The sequence below is a fragment of the Streptomyces sp. OZ13 genome, assembly GCF_052068155.1.
Lineage (GTDB): Bacteria > Actinomycetota > Actinomycetes > Streptomycetales > Streptomycetaceae > Streptomyces.
The window spans coordinates 81,573-101,084 of sequence record NZ_JBQHCZ010000009.1 but is presented as its reverse complement, the minus strand read 5'-3'; the positions used below and the strand labels follow the sequence as shown (position 1 = coordinate 101,084).

Genomic DNA, 19,512 nt, shown 5'->3' with positions numbered 1-19,512 from the left:
GGCCTTGTCGCTTGTGCCCCCGGCAGGATTCGAACCTGCGACACCCGCTTTAGGAGAGCGGTGCTCTATCCCCTGAGCTACGAAGGCATGGACCTCGGCCGAGATCCGGCGACTAGCCTAGCGGATAAGGGATACGCACTGGCAACATTCTCGTTTCCGCAGGTCAGCGGCGTTCCCGGCGTGGCACCGAGCACGGCGGGTCCGCCCCCGGACCCGGGGCCGGGCGGGCGGCAGCTCGCGCCCCCACCCCACGCAGGACCCCGACGACTCAGCCCGACACGTACAGCTCCTCGATGTCCGCCGCGTACGCCTTCACGATCGCGCCCCGTCGCAGCTTGAGTGACGGCGTCATCAGGCCGTCGTCCATGCTGAACTCGTTCGGGAGTATCCGGAACGCGCGGATCGACTCGGCCCGGGACACCGCGCTGTTCGCCATGGTCACGGCCCGCTGGATCTCCGCGTGCAGCTCCTTGTCGATCGTTGCCCCCTGGGGGAACGACAGTTGCTTCCCGCGCAGTTGGTACCAGTGCTTCGACGCCTCCGGGTCCAGCGTGATCAGGGCCGCGATGAAGGGCCGGTTGTCGCCGACCACGAGGCACTGCGAGATCAGGGGGTGCCGGCGCAGCCGGTCCTCCAGGATCCGGGGGCTGACGCTCTTCCCGCCGCTCGTGACGATGATGTCCTTCTTGCGTCCCGTGATCACGAGGTAGCCGTCGTCGAGCCAGCCCACGTCGCCCGTCGCGAGCCAGCCGTCGCGCAGGACGGCCCCGGTGGCCTCCGGATCGTCGTGGTAGCCGGCGAAGACGACGTCGCCGCGGACCCAGATCTCCCCGTCCTGGGCGATGTGCACGGAGCAACCCGGGAGCGGCCGGCCCACGGTGCCGAACCGGGGGCGGCCCGGTGGCTGGCTGGTCACCGCGGCGGTGGTCTCCGTGAGCCCGTACCCGTCGTGGACGGTGATCCCGGCGCCGTCGAAGAACAGGCCGAGCTCCCGGTCGAGGGTCGAGCCGCCGGATGTGGCGTGCCGGACGCGGCCGCCGAGTACGGCCCGCAGCCGCCGGTACACCAGCCGGTCGTAGAGCGCGTGCCTGGCCTTGAGCATGCGTCCCGGCCCGGGCCCCTCCCCGGTGTCCCGCCGCTGCACCTCCTCGGCGTAGCGCACCGCCGTGTCGACGGCCTTGTCGAACAGTTCCCCCCGCCCGGCCTGCTCCGCCGCCCGGCGGGCCTTGCTGAAGATCTTCTCGAAGATGTACGGCACGGCGAAGATGTAGGTCGGCCGGAAGGACGCGAGGGCCGGCAGCAGCGCGTCGGGCGAGATGTCGGGCTGGTGTCCCAGCCGGACGCCGCCCCGCATGCAGGCCACCTGCACCATCAGCCCGTAGATGTGCGACAGCGGCAGGAACGCGAGGATGCACGGCTGCTCGCCCGGCTCGGCGAGGATGCTTTTCCAGCCCGTGTACAGGGTGTCGCACTCGGCCGCGAGGTTGGCATGGGTGATCACACAGCCTCTGGGCCGGCCGGTGGTGCCCGACGTGTACGTGATGGCGGCGACCGACTGCGGCCCCACCGCCCGGCGGTGACGGTGCACCATGCTCTCCGGCACCTGCCGACCCCGCTCCGTCAGCCGCTCGACGCAGCCCGAGTCCAGCTGCCACATCGAGCGGAGCAGCGACAGTCCGTCGCAGGCCGCTCCCACCGTCATGGCGTGGTCCTCGTGCTCGACCACGATGGCCACGACCTGTGTGTTCGACAGGATCCAACGGACCTGGTCCGCCGAGGAGGTGGGGTAGACGGGTACGACCTGGGCGCCGATCGACCAGAGCGCATAGCTGAAGAGGGTCCACTCGTATCGGGTCCGGGACATCACGGCGACCCGCTCGCCGAGCCGTATGCCTTCGGCCAGCAGGCCCTTCGCCAACCCCACCACCTCGTCACGGAATTCGGACGCGGTCACCGGGACCCACTCGTCGCCGCCCGGGCCGCTGACGCGCCGGGACAGCTGTAACAGCTCCGGGGTGCGCTCGGCCACGTCGTACACCGAGTCGGCAAGGCTTCCCGTCGCCAGGGTCTCCACCAGCGGCGGAAGGCTGAAGTCGCGCAAAGTACCCCCTTGATGAGCCACCGCCGCGCCGCGTTTCGCAGCGGGCAGGGGCGCAAAGTACCGGCCATTCACGTGGCTGCCTAGGGTCTTGACCCCGCTCGGTCGCATGCGCGATTAAGACCGGGTTACGACAGTACGTCGGGAGTGGGGAACCGGTCGGCGGCGGAGTCGGCAGGGGGCGGGCCGGGCAGGCGGCCGGCGCTTGACGGGGTCCGGGGAGCGGCATAGCGTCGCGGGCGTACTGAGCATGCGCTTAGGAAGGCCGCCCGTGTCGCACTCGTACCCCGAAGCCGCCCTCACCGCGCCCGGTGCGCCCTTCGAAGTCGTACGGGGGGAGGACGGCGGGCTGATCTACGCGAACGGGCCGCGCACCTTGCTGGAGTTCGTCGAGGCGACGTGGGCGTTCGGGGACCGGCCGTTCCTCGTGGCGGAGAGCGGCACGTACACCTACGGCGAGTTCTTCGCCGCCGCCTCCGCCCTGGCCCGGCGGTTCGTGGACGTCTACGGGCTCCGGCCCGGGGACCGGGCGGCCGTGGCGATGCGCAACCACCCCGAGTGGCAGATCGCCTTCTGGGCGGCGCAGCTCGCCGGCCTCGTCGCCGTCCCGCTCAACGCCTGGTGGACCGAGGAAGAGCTGACCTACGCGCTGGACGACTGCACGCCGCGTGTGCTGCTCGTGGACGGCGAGCGGCTGCCGCGCGTCGAGGAGTGGCGGAAGCGGAACGGCGCGCGCTGCGTCGTCTTCCACGAGGACGGGCACGACGAGGGACACCTCGACGGAGCTCAGGGCGGTCACGACGACGGGCCGGCCGGCGCACGTGCCGACCGCGTCGAGCGGTACGAGGACCTGCCCGCGCCGGACCCGTTCGCCGCGCCGCCCGCCGTCGACGTCGCCGCCGAGGACGACGCGACGATCATCTACACCTCCGGAACCACCGGCCGCCCCAAGGGCGCCGTCGCCACGCACCTCGCGCAGGCAGGCGCGGCCCTGCACCCCCGCTACCACGCGGCGGCCGCGTCGCTGGCGCGCGGTGTGCTGCCCGGTCAGGGGCCCGCACCGGTGGTCCTGATGACGTTCCCGTTCTTCCATGTGGCCGCGTTCACGACGCTGTACTCGATGATGGGCGTGGGCGGCACCCTCGTCCTGATGCGGAAATGGGACGCGGAGAAGGCCCTCGCCTTGATCGGGGAGCACGGCGTCACCCACTACTCCGGCGTGCCGACGACGGCGCTCCAGCTTCTCGACGCCGCCGAGAGCACCGGCTCGGACCTGGCGACGCTCAGCCACCTCAGTACGGGTGGCGCGGCCGCCCCGCCGGATCTGGTCACCCGGCTGACCGCCCGCTACGGGCACCGGATCGAGCCCCGCAGCGGTTACGGACTGACCGAGACGTGCGGCGGTGTGCTCGCCAACTCGGGGGACGGTTACCGCAACGACCCGGGCAGTGTGGGCAGGCCCTCGCCCGCGACCGAGGTGCGGATCGCCGGAGCCGACGGCGCGCCGCTGCCGGAGGGGGAGGTCGGCGAGCTGTGGCTGCGCGGGCAGTCGCTCGTACGCGGCTACTGGCGTGACGAGCCGGCCGGCGCGGCCGCCTTCCAGGACGGCTGGTTCCGGACCGGGGACCTCGCGACGGTCCGCGAGGGCCGCGTCAGCATCGTCGACCGGATCAAGGACATGGTGGTCAGGGGCGGCGAGAACGTGTACTGCGTCGAGGTCGAGGCGGTGCTGCACGACCACCCCGAGGTCGCCGACGCCGCTGTGCTGGGCGTGCCGCACCCGGTGCTGGGGGAGGAGGTCGCGGCCGTGGTCCGGTTGCGTGCCGGTGCCACGGTCACCGCCGAGGACCTGAGGGAGCACGTCGGCGGGAGGCTGGCCGCCTTCAAGGTGCCCGCCCGCGTCCTGCTGCGGGACGGGCCGATCCCGCGCAACCCGACGGGCAAGATCCTCAAGAGGGTCCTCAGGGAGTCGCTTCGGAGCGGGTGATCCGGACCCGGTAGGCACCGTTCTCGTCCTCGTCGACCACCGATATGCGTATCCCGTTCTCGCGGTCGGTGAAGGTCTGGCCCGGCCGGTAGGGGGCGTCGGAGAGTTCCGCGTGGATGTTGGCGCCCCGGGTGCAGCCGCCGCTGTCGCGGTCGCTGTCGGAGACGGTCACGGGACCCTGCCCGGTGTCGACGTCGGACTTGACGCGGTAGATGAGCACGCCCGGCTCGCACACGTGGTCGTCGTTCCCGGCCCTGGTGCGCACCTCGGCCGCGTAGCCGGTGCTCTCGTCCAGCGGCACGACCACCACCTTGGAGCCGCCGCGCGTGGCGAGCGGGGTGAGGGTGTGCTCGGTCGTGCCGGGGGAGGCGGCGCAGCCGATCTGGCTGTTGTCCAGCCAGCCGAGCTTCCACTTGTGCCAGCCGAGCAGGTCGTTGTTGGCGCCCCAGTCCTCGGACATGATGTCCCAGTGCCCGACCGCACCGCCGCCGCTCGCCGTGTAGAGATCGGGCAGCCCGAAGACATGGCCGTTCTCGTGCGGCAGGACGCGGTAGCCGGTCTCCGAGTACGACCCGGAACCGTCGTCCTGACGGCTGTAGACGAAGGACGTGTTGGCGAGCGGCACGCCGTCGGCGACCGGTGCCGCGTCGTTGCCGGAGAAGGTCACGGAGAGCACGGTGTCCAGCGCGGACGGGCCGGCGTTGGGGGTCACCAGGACGTTGACGAGGTCGTACTGGGCGAAGTCCACTTTCGGGTCGGCGACGGTGACCAGGTCCTCGACGAGCTGCCGGTACCCCGGTTCGTACGGTGAGCCGCGCTCTATCCCGTAGGCAGCGAACGGCATCGGCATCCGCAGCCAGTCGGTCACGGGGGCGTGCGGCCGGTAGCTGAGCCGGCCGTACGAGCTGGTGGCGAACCACTGCGAGGTCTGCGGGAAGAACTCCGCGAGCCGGTCGAGGGCGGAACCGCTGCCCTCCGCGTCCGGGAAGTCGATCATCAGGTTGAGGGCGCGGACCACGCCGGTGGAGCGGGTGTAACCGGCGGGCGTGGGCAGGCCCTCCGACATCTGGACGCCGATGCCCGACGGGATACGGCAGGGTCCGAGGCCCACGGCGTCGGGCGCCGCGCTCGGTCCGGCATAGAGCCGGTCGGGGGCCGGGACGGTCGAACTCGCCGTGGTCAGAGCCGCCAGCGTCAGGGCCGCGAAGGCGGCGAGTCCGGCGAGCCTGCCACGTCTGCGTATCCGGTGGCGGGTCTGCTCCACGTGATCGCCTCCGGGGGGCCGCGGCAGCAGGCCGGGCCCTGGCTGCGCTCACTTCGAACAGCCTGTGTCGGGCGGTGGCGGGGCGCGCGTCGGGTGGTCCGATCGTGGGGTTTTCCCGACGGAAGGCATATGTGGCTCAGGTCACAGCAGTCAGGGGAAATAACCGGGGATCGTTTCCCCGTTTGCACCCGTGTCCCCGCTGAAACGGGGACACGGTCCCCGGTTGGGGGCCACGGAACGCCACGGGGCCTCAGCGCTGACGTCCCGGACCGCCGGAAGAGGCCGAGAGGCCCCGACCCGGCAACGGCACCCGGCAACCCCGCCGGCCCCGTTAACCGCAGATGGAGAACACGGAAGGAAGTGGAGTCGTGAGCACCGCCGCCGAAACGCGCCGCCCGCCGCGCCCCCGGGCGGACGCCCTGCGCAATCGTGAGCGGATCGTGTCGGCCGCGCGCGAGATGTTCGTCGAATTCGGGCCGGATGTCCCGCTCGACGAGATCGCCCGCCGTGCGGGCATCGGCAACGCCACGCTCTACCGTCACTTCCCCGACCGCGCGGTCCTGATCCGCGAGGTCGTCCTCTATGTCCTGTCCCGCACCACGGAGCAGGCGGACGCCGCGGCGGCCGAGGAGGCCGATCCCTTCGCCGCACTGCGCCGCTTCGTCCACCTGGCGGCCGACGAGCGGATCGGGGCCCTGTGCCCCATGCTCTCCGGCGCCTTCGACACCCACCACCCCGACCTGCACGCCGGCCGTGAACGACTCGACACGGCCGTGCGCGGCCTCGTCGAGGCGGCTCAGGCGGCCGGCCGGATGCGCACCGACGTCGCCGTGGGCGACCTGATGGTGGCGCTCTCCCAGCTCACCCGGCCACTTCCGGGCACCGCGTGCCCGAACATGGACCGTTTCGTCCACCGTCATCTTCAGCTGTTCCTGGACGGACTCGAGGCGCCCGCGCGCTCCGAACTGCCCGGGACGGCCGCGACCCTGGAGGACCTGCGCACCACGTGACGCCGTGACTCCTTCTGCCCTCCCGCACTCCTGAGCCCTTTTTCGCGCACCGGGTGACCTTCCGTCACCCGGCGGCGCGTCACCTCCCGTTACCCATTAGGTGGCCAGACCCATGCCGAAAACAGCCGACATATCATCCTCCGAGCCGAGACTGTCCGGCCCGGGACTCTCCGACCCGAGCCGCTGGAAGGCACTGGTCTTCATTGCCCTCGCCCAGCTGATGGTGGTGCTCGACGCGACGATCGTGAACATCGCGCTCCCCACCGCCCAGCAGGACCTCGGGATCTCCGACGCCAACCGGCAGTGGGTCATCACCGCCTACGCCCTCGCCTTCGGCGGGCTGCTGCTCTTCGGCGGCCGCATCGCCGACCTGTGGGGACGCAGGCGCACCTTCATCGTCGGACTGCTCGGCTTCGCCGCCGCCTCCGCGCTCGGCGGCGCGGCGACCGGCGAGGCGATGATGCTCGGCGCCCGCGCCCTGCAGGGCGTGTTCGGCGCGCTGCTCGCACCCGCCGCGCTCTCGCTGCTCGCCGTGATGTTCACCGACGCCAAGGAGCGCGCCAAGGCCTTCGGCATCTACGGTGCGATCGCCGGTGGCGGTGGCGCCGTCGGCCTGATCCTCGGCGGCTTCCTCACCGAGTACCTCAACTGGCGCTGGACGTTCTACGTCAACATCCCCTTCGCGATCGTCGCCGCCGTCGGCGCGTACCTGGTGATCCGTGAGCCGGCGGGTGCGCGCAACCGCTCCCCGCTGGACATCCCCGGTGTCGTGCTCTCCACGCTCGGCCTGGTCGCGCTCGTGTACGGCTTCACCCGCGCCGAGTCCGCCGGCTGGTCCGACGGCCTGACGGTGGGCATGTTCGTCGCCTCCGTCGTGCTGCTCGCCGCGTTCGTCGCCACCGAGGCGAAGGTCAAGTCGCCGCTGCTGCCCCTGCGGGTCCTGACCGAACGCAACCGTGGCGGTGTCTACCTGTCGCTGGGCCTCGCCATCATCGCGATGTTCGGGCTCTTCCTCTTCCTGACGTTCTACCTCCAGGTCGTGAAGGGCTACTCGCCCGTCATGACGGGCTTCGCCTTCCTGCCGATGATCGCGGGCATGATCACCGGCTCGACCCAGATCGGCGCCCGGCTGATGACCCGGGTGGCGCCGCGCCTGCTGATGGGCCCCGGCTTCGTCGTGGCGGCGACCGGCATGCTGCTGCTGACCCAGCTGGAGATCGACAGCTCCTACGCGGGCCTGATCCTGCCGGCCCAGCTGCTGCTCGGCCTCGGCATGGGTACGGCGTTCATGCCGGCGATGTCCCTGTCCACGCACGGTGTGAACCCGGCGGACGCCGGCGTCGCCTCCGCGATGGTCAACACCTCCCAGCAGGTGGGCGGCGCGATCGGTACGGCTCTGCTGAACACCATCGCGGCCTCCGCCACGACCTCGTACATCGCCTCGCACGCCGCCGGCGCGAGCAACCCGAAGCTGCTGGAGCTCCAGGGCATGGTGCACGGCTTCTCGTCGGCGATCTGGTGGGCGGTCGGCATCCTGGCGGCTGCCGCGGCGATCGCTTTCACGCTCATCAACAGCGGGCGCCCCGGGGCCGGTCCGGTCGCGGCGGGCTCCGGTGAGGGCGCCGGCGCGGACGACGAGATCAAGGTTCCCGTCATCGCGCACTGAGTCACGGACCCGGGCCGCGGGAGGACCAGGCGGTACGCACGTGAAGAAGGGCCCCGTCCAGGTGCGTCGCACCCGGGCGGGGCCCTTCGCTGTGGGGATCACCCGAGCCGGGCGGGCCCTGCGCCGGGCAGCTCCGAGCCGGGCGCCGGGAGGGCGCCCTGCGCCGGCCGGTCACCTGGGTCGGGCGGCGCCTGCGTGGGTCACCTGAGCCAGGGCAGGTCCGCTCCGGTGTCCTGGGGCTGCAGCCCTTCCGCCATGGCCTGCATGATCTCGCCGAGCTGTGCGACCTGTTCCGGTGTGAGCCGGTCGAACATCGCCTGGCGCACGGCTTCGACATGGCCCGGCGCGGTCCGCCGGAGGACCCCGAAGCCTTCCTCCGTCAGTACGGCGTTCTGCCCGCGCTTGTCGGAGGGGCAGTCCTCCCGCCGGACCCAGCCGTTCTTCTCCAGCCGGGCTATCGCGTGCGAGAGCCGGGACCGGGTGATCTTGGCGTCTATGGCCAGTTCGGTCATCCGCTTGCGGCGGTGAGGCGCCTGGGAGAGCTGGACGAGCAGGCCGTAGTAGATGTGCGGCATGCCCGCGTCGCGCTGCAACTGGCGGTCGAGGTGGTCCTCGAGGAGGGTGGTGGCGTGGAGGTAGGAGCGCCACACCCGCTGCTCCTCGTCGCTCAGCCAGCGTGGTTCCTGACCGCCCTCACCATTGAGTGCCCTGTTCATGTATCCACTCTACGACCCTGTTCTTGAAAGTTGAACTAACTGGGCCTAGGATCGAATCAGCTTGAAAGTTCAAGCTTCCAGTACGCCGGGTCAGCCGACCGGGTTCAGCAGACCGGGAGCCGCCAGCCATGAACGTCACCCCCGCACCCACCACCCCCGAAGCGCCGCGCCTGCCCGCGCTCTACCTCTCCCACGGCGCCCCGCCCCTGGCCGACGACCCGCTCTGGCCCGGCCAGCTCGCCGCCTGGTCCGACGCGCTGCCCAGGCCCAAGGCGATCCTGATGGTCTCCGCGCACTGGGAGGAGGCGCCCCTCGCCCTCGGCGCGACCCGGACCATGCCGCTGGTCTACGACTTCTGGGGCTTCCCCGAGCACTACTACCGCGTCCGCTACGACGCTCCCGGAGCTCCCGGACTCGCCGACTCCGTACGCAAACTGCTCCGCCGCGCCGGTACGCCGGTGCAGGACATCCCCGACCGGGGACTCGACCACGGCGCGTACGTCCCGCTGGTGGAGATGTATCCGGACGCGGACATCCCGGTGCTGCAGATCTCCATGCCTACGCTCGACCCGCAGAAGCTGCTCGAGATCGGGCGCAGGCTCGCCCCGCTGCGGGACGAGGGCGTGCTGATCGTCGGCAGCGGCTTCTTCACGCACAACCTGGCGGCGCTGCGGCACGACGGAACGCCCGGCTGGTCCACCGAGTTCGACGACTGGGGGCAGCGGGCGCTGGCGGACGCCGACGTCGACGCCCTGCTCGACTTCGAGAACAAGGCCCCCGCCGGGCGACTGGCCCACCCGCGGACCGAGCACTTCGCGCCACTGTTCGTCACCATCGGGGCGTCGGAGGCGGAGATCGGCAACGGCCGGAGCGTGATCGACGGCTTCTGGATGGGACTGGCGAAGCGGTCCGTGCAGTTCGGCTGACGCCTGCACCGCGCCGACCCGCTCCGCTGTGTCCTCCCACGGCCACCGCCGGCCAGGCGTCCGGCGGCGGGCGGGCTCAGTCCAGGTGCTTCTCGAACCAGGCCACGTCCCAGTACCGGCCGAACTTCCGCCCGACCTCCCCGTGCGTGCCGATGTGGCGGAACCCGAAACGGGTGTGCAGCCGGACGGACGCGTCGTTCGGCAGCGCGACGCCGGCGTAGGCCCGGTGTACGTCCTCATCCGCCAGGGCCTCGAAGAGCGCCTTGTAGAGCAGGGTGCCGATGCCGCGTCCGGCGGCCTGCGGCGCGCAGTAGACGCTGACCTCGACGGACGTGGAGTAGGCGGCCTTGGGGCGGAAGGGGCTGCTGGTGGCGTAGCCCAGGATCCCGTGCGCCGGTCGGTCCGGTCGTGTCGGGTGGTCCGGTCGTGCCGGGTGGTCCGGTCGTGTCGGGCGGTCCGAAGGATTCGGTCCGGCAAACCGGACATCCTGAGCAACCAGAAGGCGGTGCGGGCCGTCTTCAGGGTGGGAGTGCAGCCATGAGCGGCGCTGCTCAGGGGTGAAAACCGAGGTGTCGAACGTGATCGGGGTCTCACGGACGTAATGGTTGTAGATGTCTGTGAGGGCTTCGAGGTCGGCTTCCACGCCCGGCCTGACCTGCACCTCCGCCTGTTCCGGCAGCATCCGTCCTCCTGGGTCGGCCGGACAGGGTACTGCATGATCGCGGAAATCGACGCACCTGATGGGAATTCTGTCCGGATTCCAGTCGTTGTTTCCTTCGGATGCAGGGCACCCGGGAGGGTGTCGCGACCTACTCAGCAAGGGAGCTCGCATGGCAACCCGTGCCGTCGCCCGCCGTCAGTCCGACTCTGGTGGGGCGACCGACAGGGCAAGCAGTGTTCGCGCCGTGGGCGGGGAGATCGCCGATCGCGACCTGGTCGGCATGTACCTCGACGAGATTGCGCGTACGCCGCTGCTCGACGCCGCCAAGGAAGTCGAGCTGTCCCAGACCATCGAGGCGGGTGTCTACGCCCGTCAGATCCTCGACAAGGAAGTAGACAGCGAAGCCGGCGGAGCCACGCGGGAGGAGCTGGAGGCGCTGGCCGAGGCCGGCGAGCGTGCCAAGGACATCTTCATCCGCTCGAATCTGCGTCTCGTCGTGGCCGTCGCCCGGCGTTATCCGCGCAGCGGGCTGCCGTTGCTCGACCTGATCCAGGAAGGGAACGCAGGCCTGGTCCGCGCTGTCGAGAAGTTCGACTACGCCAAGGGGTTCAAGTTCTCCACGTACGCGACCTGGTGGATCCGCCAGGCGATCACCAGGTCCATAGCCGACCAGTCCCGCACCATCCGGCTCCCCGTCCACCTGGTCGAGGAACTGGGCCGCATCCGTCGCGTCCAGCGCGAGTTCAACCGGGAGAACGGCCGGGAACCCGAGCCCTCGGAGATCGCCGAGGAGCTCGGCTCGACGCCCGAGCGGGTCATCGACGTCCTCGACTGGGCCCGTGACCCGGTCAGCCTGAACATGTCGGTGGACGACGCCGGCGAGACCCAGTTCGGTGACCTGCTGGAGGACACCTCCGCCGTGTCGCCGGAGCAGTCCGTGCTCACGCTGCTGCGCAGCGAGGAGCTGGAGGACCTGATCGGCAAGCTGGACAACCGCACCGCGTCCATCATCCGCATGCGGTACGGGATCGAGGACGGCAGGGAGCGGACCCTGACCGAGGTCGGCAAGGAACACGGCCTGACGCGGGAGCGGATCCGCCAGATCGAGAAGCACGCGCTGCTCGAGCTCAAGCGGATGGCCCGCGACACGGGCTTCGAGCCGGCCGCCTAGGAGCCCGGGGGCCGAAAGGCGGTCCGCCCCCGGGCCGGCCCGTCCATGACCGGTGCGCGGAAGCGGGCGCGCCGGCCGTCGGCGGTGGTCCCGTCAGCCTGTGGCCCTGGCGAGCCGTGTCGCCAGGTCCGTCATGTACTCGCGCAGCGGCGGCGGGCCGTGGACGGTGAACTCGCAGTCCACCAGCGCCAGACGCAGCGCCAGCCACTCGACCGAGTCCGCCGACCTCGCCCGGAGCCGGCATGCGCTCTCGCCCGTCGGTGAAGGTGCGCCAAGGTGCTCCGGCAGCCGGGCCGCCACGAACGAGGCCGGGGCCTCGAAGCTGACATCGACCTCGTGCTCCTGCTGGTGCCGCGACATCGAGTGGCTCAGCAGCTCCGCCGCGTCCCCGCCGGGCATCTCGCGCGGCGTGAACCGGGCCCCTGTCGCGAACGGCTCCGTCACCCGGTCGACGCGGAACGTGCGCCAGTCCTCGCGACCCATGTCGTACGCCACCAGGTACCACCGCCGGCCCGTCGAGACGAGGCGGTACGGCTCCACCTGCCGCCGCGTCTCCGCGCCGTCCCCCGCCCGGTAGCAGAACCGGAGGCGCTCGCGCGCCGTCACCGTGCTCGCGATGACCGTCAGGGTCTGCGGATCGATCGTGGCGCCGTCGCCCCTGGTGAGGGGCAGGGTCGCCGCTTGGAGGGTGGTGACCCGGTGGCGCAGCCGGGACGGCAGCACCTGCTCGAGTTTGGCGAGCGCCCGTACGGAAGCCTCCTCGATGCCTTCGATCGCGTGGCCCGCCCCGGCCCGCAGCCCGACGGCGATCGCCACGGCCTCCTCGTCGTCCAGCAGCAACGGCGGCATCGCGGCGCCCGCGACCAGCCGGTATCCGCCGACCGCGCCCTTGGTGGCCTCGACCGGATATCCGAGGTCGCGCAGCCGGTCGATGTCACGCCGGATGGTGCGCGGGCTGACGTCGAGACGCTCGGCCAGCTCGCTGCCGGGCCATTCACGCGGCGTCTGGAGGAGCGAGAGCAGATTCAGAAGTCGTGCCGGAGTGTCCGTCATGTTTCTCAGGATGCCCGCCATCTAGGACATGTTCTGGCCTATATGGGTCCTAGATTCCTCGTCATGAGTTCACAGCAGCCCGCCGTAGCCGAAACGGCAGCCGTAACCGAGGTGGCGCCGGACGCCGGCCATGACCGCCGCCGATGGATCGCGCTGGCGATCGTCATGACCGCCGCCTTCATGGACCTGGTCGACGTCACCATCGTCAACATCGCGATCCCCAGCATCGAGCGGGATCTCGGCGCGTCCTTCGGAGCGATCCAGTGGATCACCGCCGGATACGCGCTGGCCTTCGCCGCCGGCCTGATCACGGGCGGCCGGCTCGGTGACATATACGGCCGCAAGCGGCTGTTCCTCATCGGTATCACCGGCTTCACGCTCGCCTCCGCCCTCTGCGGGTTCGCCGTCAATGAGGAGATGCTCGTCGCCTCGCGGCTGCTGCAGGGCTCGGCCGCCGCGATGATGGTGCCGCAGGTGCTCGCGATCGTGCACGTCACCTTCCCGGCGCACGAACGCGGCAAGGTCTTCGGCCTGTTCGGCGCCATCGTCGGACTGGGCGCGGTGTCCGGCCCGCTGCTGGGCGCACTGCTCACGCAGTGGAACCTGTTCGGCCTCGAATGGCGGCCGATCTTCTTGATCAACCTGCCGGTCGGTATCGCGGGGCTGATCCTCGGGCGGAAGTACATTCTCGAGTCCCGTGCGCCGAAGGCCCTCAAGCTCGACCTCGTCGGCGTCGTGCTGGTCACGCTCGGCCTGCTGATGCTGGTCTACCCGCTCACGCGGGGCCGCGAGCTCGACTGGCCGCTCTGGGGCCACCTCTGCATGGCCGGCAGCCTGCTCGTCTTCGCCGCCTTCATCGCGTACGAGAAGTACAAGACGCGCAAGGACGGCTCGCCGCTGGTCGAGCTGTCGCTGTTCAAGGTGAAGAGCTTCGCCGCCGGTATCGCCGTACAGCTCACGTTCGGCATCGTGATGGGCATCTTCTTCCTCGTCTGGACGCTGTACATGCAGACCGGGCTCGACTGGAGCCCGCTGAAGGCCGGCCTGACCGGAGTCCCGTTCTCCATCGCCGTCTCCGCGGCGGCCGGTATGTCCGTGCAATTGCTGGTGCCCCGCTTCGGCCGCAAGGTGCTTCAGGCAGGCGCGGCCACCATGGCCATCGGGTTGCTCCTCTACATCTGGGAGGCCGACCGTTACGGCATGGCCGTCCAGCCCTGGCAGATGATCCTGCCGCTGGTCGTCATGGGTGTGGGCATGGGCCTGATCGTCGCGCCGCTGACCGACGCGGTCCTCTCCGAAGTCCCGCGCGAGCACGCCGGATCGGCGTCCGGACTGATCAACACGACCGGGCAGATGGGCACCGCGCTCGGCCTCGGCCTCGTCTCACTGGTCTTCTTCGGATCGGTCGACGAGGAGAAGCTCGCGCCCGACACCGTCGGCAGCGCCTTCGCCCAGGCCTTCGAGAACTCGCTGTGGTGGGTCGCGGCAGTGCTCGGCGTCATCTTCCTGGTGATGTTCGCCCTGCCGGCCCGGCCGAAGCAGCACATGGAGGGCGGCGTGACGGACGATGCCGTGTCGGAGGACTCCGTGTCGGAGGGCGTCGTGACGGACGACGGCACCGGAGCTCCGGCTGAAGGCACGACGGGACCGCTCGCGAAGCCGGAGGCGGAACCGGTCCTCTCACGCTGACCGGTCCGCCGGGTGCCCGCGCCGCGATCACCGCGGCGCGGGCACCCGGCGTTCGCAGGCAGCACGGCACCGCCCGGGCCACCGGGACGCGCGTCTGCCGGGCCGGGGACGGGCTAGCGGACGCGCGCCCGGAGCTCCATGGCCGCACGGGCGTCCTGCTCCGCCTCGTAGACCTCACACATGTGGCGTCCGTCCGGCGTCGCCGTGTGCTCGACCTCCCACAGGCTCCGCTCCGTACCGTCGAGCAGCAGGAAGGCGTGCTCGTAGAGCGTGAAGCCCGCGTCCTTGCCGGCCACCCGGAACTGACGCCCGAAGACCTGGGTGATGTGGTGGGCGAAGGCGCTGCGCAGCAGACGAGCCGTCTCGTCGCCCGGGCGGTCGGCGTTCTCCGCGCGACGCAGCACCCGGCGGGCGTGGTCGGCAGAGTCGTCCGGGACGTACATCGGGGGCAGCGGGGCAGGAGGCGGCGCCATCAGAGCGGCGAGCAGCTCCAGATCGGCGTCCAGGTCGATACCGAGCTCCTGCTCGAGTGCGCTCCCCGCACCGGCGAACCCGGGGAAGCCGGCGGGCAGTCGGGACGCCGCCAGCCGGGCCTCGGACTCCTCCGCGTAGAGCTCGTGCTGCTCCGTGCCGTCGCGTCCGGTGTTGTGCACGAGCTCCCACAGCACGAGCGAACTGCCGTCAGCCAGCAGATAGGCATGGCGGTAGGTGGCCCGGTGCAGCGACGCACTGTGGTGCGAGGAGTGCAGTGAACTGGCGTGCGCCAGCGCGCAGCCGAGCCGCTCGACCGTAGCGTCGGGCAGGTCGAAGGAGTTGAGCGCCCGACCCAGGAGTCGCTCGAGGTGCGTCTCGGTTGTCTCGTACGGATCGTTCGGATCGTTCAAGAGGGGTCTCCAGGCCGTCGCCACAAGTCACTTGGTGATTGCTAAAAGTAGCGCTTCGGTCCGACAATGCGCTTCAGGGTTGGGTAAAACGAAGGGGCGCGTGGCAGAAGTTCCCGCGCGCCCCCAACTCGGCTGTCCGATACGTCAGTCGATGCCGTACAACTCCCCGTACGAAGGGAAGCTGCCGCCCGGTCCGTCGACGCTCGCGGCGGATCTCACGGCGTGCACGATCGCCCGCGTCACCATGTCGGCGCCCGCCGCGAGAACGTCGTTCAGCGCGAGCGGATTTCCTTCGGCGAGCGCCACCGAGCCTGTGGCCAGCGCGAACACCGTGTCGCCGTCGTTGAGGAGGTGCACGGGGCGGACAGCGCGCGCGATGCCGTCGTGCGCCGTCCCCGCGAGCTTGTGCGCCTGCGCACGGGTGAGATCGGCGTCGGTGGCCACGACGGCGAGGGTGGTGTTCAGCGGAGGAGGCCCGTTCTTCTCGCGTGCCTCGGTCAGGCGCAGCTGCGCAGCGGTGTGCACCGCGGGGGAGGGCAGCGCCGCACGGTCCGCGCCCTCGGTGATCAACTCGCCGTACAGCGCGCCGGTCCCGGGATCGACGGCCGAGCCCACCGCGTTCGCCACGACCAGGGCTGCCACGGTGATGCCCGAGTCGAGGACCGTGCTTGCAGTGCCGACACCGCCCTTGAAGTGGCCGATCACCGCGCCGGTCCCGGCACCGACCGCTCCTGCCACGACCGGCGCGCCCTCGTCGGTGGCGGCAGCCGCCTCCACTGCCGCCCGGCCTGTGGAGGCGTCGGGCCGCGCGGACCAGTCGCCGCCGCGCCCCAGGTCGAAGACGCACGCCGCCGGCACGACGGGCACGACCTGCGAGGGGTCCGGGCCGACCCGTACGCCCCGGCCCTGTTCCTCGAGCCACGCCATCACCCCGGCGGCCGACTCGAGCCCGAACGCGCTTCCTCCGGTCAGGACGACCGCCTCGATGCGCTGGACGACATTGCGCGGATCGAGTGCGTCGGTCTCCCGGGTACCGGGCCCACCGCCTCTGACGTCCACGGCCGCGACCACTCCGCCTTCGGGTGCGAGGACGACGGTGGTGCCGCTGAGCGCACCGTCCCCGGCGACCTGTGCGTGACCGACCCGCAGACCCGCCACATCCGTGAGGCCGTCGGTCGGCCCGTCAGTCCTCTTCATAACGACCATGTCTGCCAGGTTAGTTGGGCGGACCGTGCGCGGCGGCGGTCGCGCAGTCACGCGGCCCGGTCTCGACCGGTGCTCCAGCCGCTCTCGAATCCGGTGCCCGGTCCCAGCACGATTCCCTGCCCGGTCTTCGCGATTCCGGCGTCGATGAGTGCCGTCCGCGGCGGTGGCACACGCTCGGCGGCGCCGTCCGCGAGCCAGCGGCAGGCCACGCTCGCCGGCGCCGACCTGCGGGACACCGGACCCGGGCCCCGGTCGGACCAGGGGTCGTGGCCCGGCCCGGATCCGGGGAGCGCTCCGGGGTCGGGTGCCTGCCCGGCCCGAACAAGGGAGGCCGTCAGAGGGAGGGAAGACAGGTGACGGCGGGGGGTGCCGCGGCCGTACCCTGGAGGTATGAGGACCGCCCCCACCCCCGGACCGCGTGATGCGAAGCAGCCCGGACAGCAACGACCCGAGCCGAGGCTGATCTTCGACGATCCGCTGGACCAGCAATCGGCGGACGATACGGACCGTGGGTGGGGTGAGCGGCCTCCGGCGAGCGGTGACAGCGCCGCCGACCTCGCGCGCTTCCTCGACGAGAAGCCGCCCCACCACATCTGAGCCGCACCAGCCCGAGCCCCCAGGGGCCGCCGGCCGCGTCAGCGACCGACGCCGGGCTCCGGTGTGCCGGCCGGACCGGAGTCGTCGCCGGCCGTCGAGCCGGTACGGCGCTGCGCCACCAGGGCGTCGCGGATCTCCTTCAGCACTTCCAGCTCGGTCACTTCGAGCGTCTCCTGCACGCCTTCCCTCGCCTTCTGCGCCGCCGCACGGCGGGCGAGGTACTTCGACATGGGCAGCACCATGAGGAAGTAGACGACGGCGGCGGTGATCAGGAACTGGAGCGTCGCGCCGAGCACCGATCCCCACATGATCTGGATGCCCTGCATCTCGCCGTCGGGGCCGACCTCGCACGGGGCCTTCAGGCAGGAGCTGTAGGCATCCAGGTCCTTCGTTCCGAACGCCCCGACCAGCGGGTTGATCACGCCCTTCACCACGGCGTTCACGATGTTGGTGAAAGCGGCACCGATGACGACGGCGACCGCGAGGTCGATCACGTTGCCACGGAGCAGGAAGGCTTTGAAGCCCTCGAGGACGCTCGGCTTCTTGTCGCTCACGAATGAGCCTCTCTTCATACATGTAGTAAAGAAGGGGGACGGCTCGGCAACTTACGGCAGCGCCCGGTCTCCTTGTCCAATCCGCAGCCGCCATGGAGTTGCCCGGGGCTACGTCAGTGCGAGTCAGCACACCGTCACCACCAAGCGGGAGGTCGCACCGGCGCCCGCCAGCTCCGCCGCCGTGGCGCGCGGTACGGAGAGCACGACGAGGGCGCCGCCGTCCGCGGAGTCCTCCGTCCCGGCCGGAACCTCGGTCACCCGGGCCCCCGATGCCACGACCTTCGCCGCAACCGCCCCCTCGCCTCCGGCCGTAGGAGGGTCGGCGGCCGCGATGACGTCGACGCGGTCCCCGGGCCGCAGGAGCCGCACCGTCGCGGCGTCAGCGATGCGCACGGGCGCGGACACCAGCTCGGTGGCAGGACGCGGTTCACGTGCCGGGGACGCGGCAGCAGGCACGCCGGCGCCCGGACCGCCCCGGCCCTCCTGCGCCGGCCCGCCCGTGACGTCCGCTCCCCGGGCCGTCGACGCGGCGAGCGCCGCGGCCGTCACCGCCAGGCCCGCGGCCATGGTTCGCCGCTGCCGCCACAACGCCCGGCGAAGCCGCTGCGCCCCGCCGCGGACCCGCAGCGGCGCGAACGGCGGTACGCCCAGGGGCTCCGGCGCGGGAGAGGAGGGAGGGGAGGAGTGAGCGAAGGACATGTCGCACCGCCTGTCGCGAGGAGTGGCCCGGGCCCTGCGCCCGTGACCGACCGCTCATCACGATCCACGTTGCGGCGCAGGCCCGCCGGAGCCTGTGGACAGTGCGATGTATGTGGACAAGTCGCTCACCGGAAAGGGCGTCCGAGCGCGAGCGCCCCGCCCCGAGATCTCGCAGCCCCGCCGAGATCTGCGGCCGCGACGCGACCACGCGCCCAGCGGCTCCACCACGAAGCCCGGTCCCGCGATCGACCGCGCAGCCGTGCCCCGCGAGCGAGTATCCAGCGACCTCGCAGTCCCGCGACGCAACTACGAAGCCCGGCGCGCGCCGCGATCCGGCAGTCCCGCGACGCGACCACGAAGGCCGGCCCGCGATCGACCGCCCAGCCCTGTCCCGCGAGCGAGCACCCCGCGCTACGGCAGCGGGATGCCCGGGTCCATCCCCGCCAGCGCGTCGCCGCACGCGCAGTCGCGCTCGTCGTTCGACGGCAGACCCGCCACCGCGTCGAACAGGACCGTCCGCAGCCGGTCGACATTGGCCGCGAACACCTTCAGCACCTCTTCGTGCGAGACGCCTTCGCCCGCTTCGGCGCCGGCGTCCAGATCGGTGACCAGTGTGATCGACGTGTAGCAGAGCTCGAGCTCCCTGGCGAGGACGGCCTCGGGATGCCCGGTCATGCCGACCACCGACCAGCCCATCGCCGCGTGCCACCGGGACTCGGCCCGGGTCGAGAAGCGGGGCCCCTCGACGACCACCAGCGTCCCGCCGTCCACCGGCTCCCAGTCGCGTCCGCGGGCCGCGTCCAGCACGATCCTGCGCCCCCGCGGGCAGTACGGATCGGCGGGCGACACGTGCACCACGTTGGGGACGGTCCGGTCGGGCAGCGGCAGGCCGTCGAAGTAGGTCTGCGCCCGTGCCTTCGTGCGGTCCACGAACTGGTCGGGCACGAGCAGCGTGCCGGGGCCGTACTCGGGCACCAGGCCCCCGACCGCGCACGGGCCGAGCACCTGTCGGACGCCGACGGAACGCAGTGCCCAGAGGTTGGCCCGGTAGTTGATGCGGTGCGGCGGCAGGTGGTGGCCCCGCCCGTGACGGGGCAGGAAGGCGACCCGCCGTCCGGCGACGTCACCGATGAACAGGGAGTCGCTGGGCGGACCGTAAGGGGTCTCGACCTCGATCTCGGTGACGTCCTCCAGGAAGGAGTAGAAGCCCGAGCCGCCGATCACACCGATCTCCGCCGGTCCGGCCGCTTCGCTTGCGTTCGACTTGGTCGCCATGGCGATCACAGTAGCCGCAGGCGCACATGCCAAGAACCCCGCCGTGGTCATGTGCC

At 71.2% G+C, this 19,512-nt stretch carries 17 protein-coding genes and 1 tRNA gene; 7 read left to right on the top strand and 11 right to left on the bottom strand.

The window, feature by feature from the left end; all coding sequences use genetic code 11:
* Positions 1-14 precede the first annotated feature (14 nt).
* Together ACTMTU_RS20970 and ACTMTU_RS20965 are read right to left on the bottom strand one after the other, a co-directional pair.
* A tRNA-Arg gene (locus tag ACTMTU_RS20970) sits at positions 15-87 on the bottom strand.
* A gap of 181 nt (positions 88-268) precedes the next feature.
* Positions 269-2,101, bottom strand: coding sequence for an AMP-dependent synthetase/ligase (locus tag ACTMTU_RS20965; RefSeq protein WP_441265030.1), 1,833 nt, complete (start codon positions 2,099-2,101; stop codon positions 269-271).
* Between the two features lie 247 nt (positions 2,102-2,348).
* Between ACTMTU_RS20965 and ACTMTU_RS20960 the strand changes: the two genes are divergently transcribed.
* Entirely contained in the window at positions 2,349-4,085 is a 1,737-nt protein-coding gene (locus ACTMTU_RS20960) for a class I adenylate-forming enzyme family protein (protein ID WP_441265029.1), read from the top strand.
* Here ACTMTU_RS20960 and ACTMTU_RS20955 read toward each other — a convergent pair.
* Positions 4,060-5,349 carry a M6 family metalloprotease domain-containing protein gene (locus tag ACTMTU_RS20955; protein ID WP_441265028.1) on the bottom strand — a complete coding sequence of 430 codons (1,290 nt, stop codon included), beginning with the start codon at positions 5,347-5,349 and terminating at the stop codon, positions 4,060-4,062. The genes ACTMTU_RS20960 and ACTMTU_RS20955 overlap by 26 nt on opposite strands.
* Positions 5,350-5,717: 368 nt before the next feature.
* Here ACTMTU_RS20955 and ACTMTU_RS20950 point away from each other — a divergent pair, with 368 nt between their 5' ends.
* Positions 5,718-6,359, top strand: coding sequence for a TetR/AcrR family transcriptional regulator (locus ACTMTU_RS20950; RefSeq protein ID WP_441265027.1), 642 nt, complete (start codon positions 5,718-5,720; stop codon positions 6,357-6,359).
* 112 nt (positions 6,360-6,471) lie between these two features.
* Positions 6,472-8,025: an MFS transporter gene (locus ACTMTU_RS20945; protein ID WP_441265026.1), complete on the top strand. Its 1,554-nt coding sequence runs from the start codon at positions 6,472-6,474 to the stop codon at positions 8,023-8,025.
* Positions 8,026-8,225: 200 nt separating this feature from the next.
* Here ACTMTU_RS20945 and ACTMTU_RS20940 read toward each other — a convergent pair whose 3' ends face one another.
* Positions 8,226-8,741, bottom strand: coding sequence for a MarR family winged helix-turn-helix transcriptional regulator (locus ACTMTU_RS20940; protein ID WP_441265025.1), 516 nt, complete (start codon positions 8,739-8,741; stop codon positions 8,226-8,228).
* Between the two features lie 128 nt (positions 8,742-8,869).
* On the opposite strand from ACTMTU_RS20940, the gene ACTMTU_RS20935 reads away from it, so the two are divergent.
* Positions 8,870-9,667 carry a dioxygenase family protein gene (locus ACTMTU_RS20935; RefSeq protein ID WP_441265024.1) on the top strand — a complete coding sequence of 266 codons (798 nt, stop codon included), beginning with the start codon at positions 8,870-8,872 and terminating at the stop codon, positions 9,665-9,667.
* A 76-nt stretch (positions 9,668-9,743) separates the two neighbouring features.
* On the opposite strand, the gene ACTMTU_RS20930 is transcribed toward ACTMTU_RS20935, so the two are convergent.
* Entirely contained in the window at positions 9,744-10,349 is a 606-nt protein-coding gene (locus ACTMTU_RS20930) for an N-acetyltransferase family protein (RefSeq protein WP_441265023.1), read from the bottom strand.
* 148 nt (positions 10,350-10,497) lie between these two features.
* On the opposite strand from ACTMTU_RS20930, the gene ACTMTU_RS20925 reads away from it, so the two are divergent.
* The gene (locus tag ACTMTU_RS20925) at positions 10,498-11,499 is read left to right on the top strand and encodes a sigma-70 family RNA polymerase sigma factor (RefSeq protein WP_441265022.1); all 1,002 of its coding nucleotides are present in this window, start codon (positions 10,498-10,500) and stop codon (positions 11,497-11,499) included.
* A gap of 93 nt (positions 11,500-11,592) precedes the next feature.
* Here ACTMTU_RS20925 and ACTMTU_RS20920 read toward each other — a convergent pair whose 3' ends face one another.
* Positions 11,593-12,552: a helix-turn-helix transcriptional regulator gene (locus ACTMTU_RS20920; protein WP_441265021.1), complete on the bottom strand. Its 960-nt coding sequence runs from the start codon at positions 12,550-12,552 to the stop codon at positions 11,593-11,595.
* 63 nt (positions 12,553-12,615) lie between these two features.
* On the opposite strand from ACTMTU_RS20920, the gene ACTMTU_RS20915 reads away from it, so the two are divergent.
* Positions 12,616-14,241: an MFS transporter gene (locus tag ACTMTU_RS20915; RefSeq protein ID WP_441265020.1), complete on the top strand. Its 1,626-nt coding sequence runs from the start codon at positions 12,616-12,618 to the stop codon at positions 14,239-14,241.
* Between the two features lie 113 nt (positions 14,242-14,354).
* Here ACTMTU_RS20915 and ACTMTU_RS20910 read toward each other — a convergent pair whose 3' ends face one another.
* On the bottom strand, positions 14,355-15,125 hold the full coding sequence (locus tag ACTMTU_RS20910; RefSeq protein WP_441265019.1) for a DUF6227 family protein: 771 nt from the start codon (positions 15,123-15,125) through the stop codon (positions 14,355-14,357).
* A 144-nt stretch (positions 15,126-15,269) separates the two neighbouring features.
* A complete protein-coding gene (locus ACTMTU_RS20905; protein ID WP_441265207.1) occupies positions 15,270-16,322 on the bottom strand; it encodes a P1 family peptidase in 1,053 nt (350 codons plus the stop codon).
* Positions 16,323-16,721: 399 nt separating this feature from the next.
* On the opposite strand from ACTMTU_RS20905, the gene ACTMTU_RS20900 reads away from it, so the two are divergent.
* Positions 16,722-16,928 carry a hypothetical protein gene (locus ACTMTU_RS20900; RefSeq protein ID WP_441265018.1) on the top strand — a complete coding sequence of 69 codons (207 nt, stop codon included), beginning with the start codon at positions 16,722-16,724 and terminating at the stop codon, positions 16,926-16,928.
* 38 nt (positions 16,929-16,966) lie between these two features.
* Here the strand turns inward: ACTMTU_RS20900 and ACTMTU_RS20895 are convergent, their stop codons facing one another.
* The 3 genes from ACTMTU_RS20895 to ACTMTU_RS20885 form a co-directional block, all read right to left on the bottom strand.
* A complete protein-coding gene (locus ACTMTU_RS20895; protein WP_441265206.1) occupies positions 16,967-17,482 on the bottom strand; it encodes a large conductance mechanosensitive channel protein MscL in 516 nt (171 codons plus the stop codon).
* Between the two features lie 123 nt (positions 17,483-17,605).
* Positions 17,606-18,181 (bottom strand): hypothetical protein, encoded by a 576-nt coding sequence (locus tag ACTMTU_RS20890; RefSeq protein ID WP_441265017.1) that lies wholly within the window; start codon positions 18,179-18,181, stop codon positions 17,606-17,608.
* A gap of 411 nt (positions 18,182-18,592) precedes the next feature.
* Positions 18,593-19,456 (bottom strand): S-methyl-5'-thioadenosine phosphorylase, encoded by an 864-nt coding sequence (locus ACTMTU_RS20885; RefSeq protein WP_441265016.1) that lies wholly within the window; start codon positions 19,454-19,456, stop codon positions 18,593-18,595.
* Positions 19,457-19,512 lie beyond the last annotated feature (56 nt).

Bases quoted from the DNA above. Each gene is read 5' to 3' on its own strand.
- ACTMTU_RS20960 (WP_441265029.1), top strand. From the start codon at position 2,349: ATGCGCTTAGGAAGGCCGCCCGTGTCGCACTCGTACCCCGAAGCCGCC.
- ACTMTU_RS20945 (WP_441265026.1), top strand. From the start codon at position 6,472: ATGCCGAAAACAGCCGACATATCATCCTCCGAGCCGAGACTGTCCGGC.
- ACTMTU_RS20940 (WP_441265025.1), bottom strand. From the start codon at position 8,741: ATGAACAGGGCACTCAATGGTGAGGGCGGTCAGGAACCACGCTGGCTG.
- ACTMTU_RS20935 (WP_441265024.1), top strand. From the start codon at position 8,870: ATGAACGTCACCCCCGCACCCACCACCCCCGAAGCGCCGCGCCTGCCC.
- ACTMTU_RS20930 (WP_441265023.1), bottom strand. From the start codon at position 10,349: ATGCTGCCGGAACAGGCGGAGGTGCAGGTCAGGCCGGGCGTGGAAGCC.
- ACTMTU_RS20925 (WP_441265022.1), top strand. From the start codon at position 10,498: ATGGCAACCCGTGCCGTCGCCCGCCGTCAGTCCGACTCTGGTGGGGCG.
- ACTMTU_RS20920 (WP_441265021.1), bottom strand. From the start codon at position 12,552: ATGACGGACACTCCGGCACGACTTCTGAATCTGCTCTCGCTCCTCCAG.
- ACTMTU_RS20915 (WP_441265020.1), top strand. From the start codon at position 12,616: ATGAGTTCACAGCAGCCCGCCGTAGCCGAAACGGCAGCCGTAACCGAG.
- ACTMTU_RS20905 (WP_441265207.1), bottom strand. From the start codon at position 16,322: ATGAAGAGGACTGACGGGCCGACCGACGGCCTCACGGATGTGGCGGGT.
- ACTMTU_RS20900 (WP_441265018.1), top strand. From the start codon at position 16,722: ATGAGGACCGCCCCCACCCCCGGACCGCGTGATGCGAAGCAGCCCGGA.
- ACTMTU_RS20890 (WP_441265017.1), bottom strand. From the start codon at position 18,181: ATGTCCTTCGCTCACTCCTCCCCTCCCTCCTCTCCCGCGCCGGAGCCC.
- ACTMTU_RS20885 (WP_441265016.1), bottom strand. From the start codon at position 19,456: ATGGCGACCAAGTCGAACGCAAGCGAAGCGGCCGGACCGGCGGAGATC.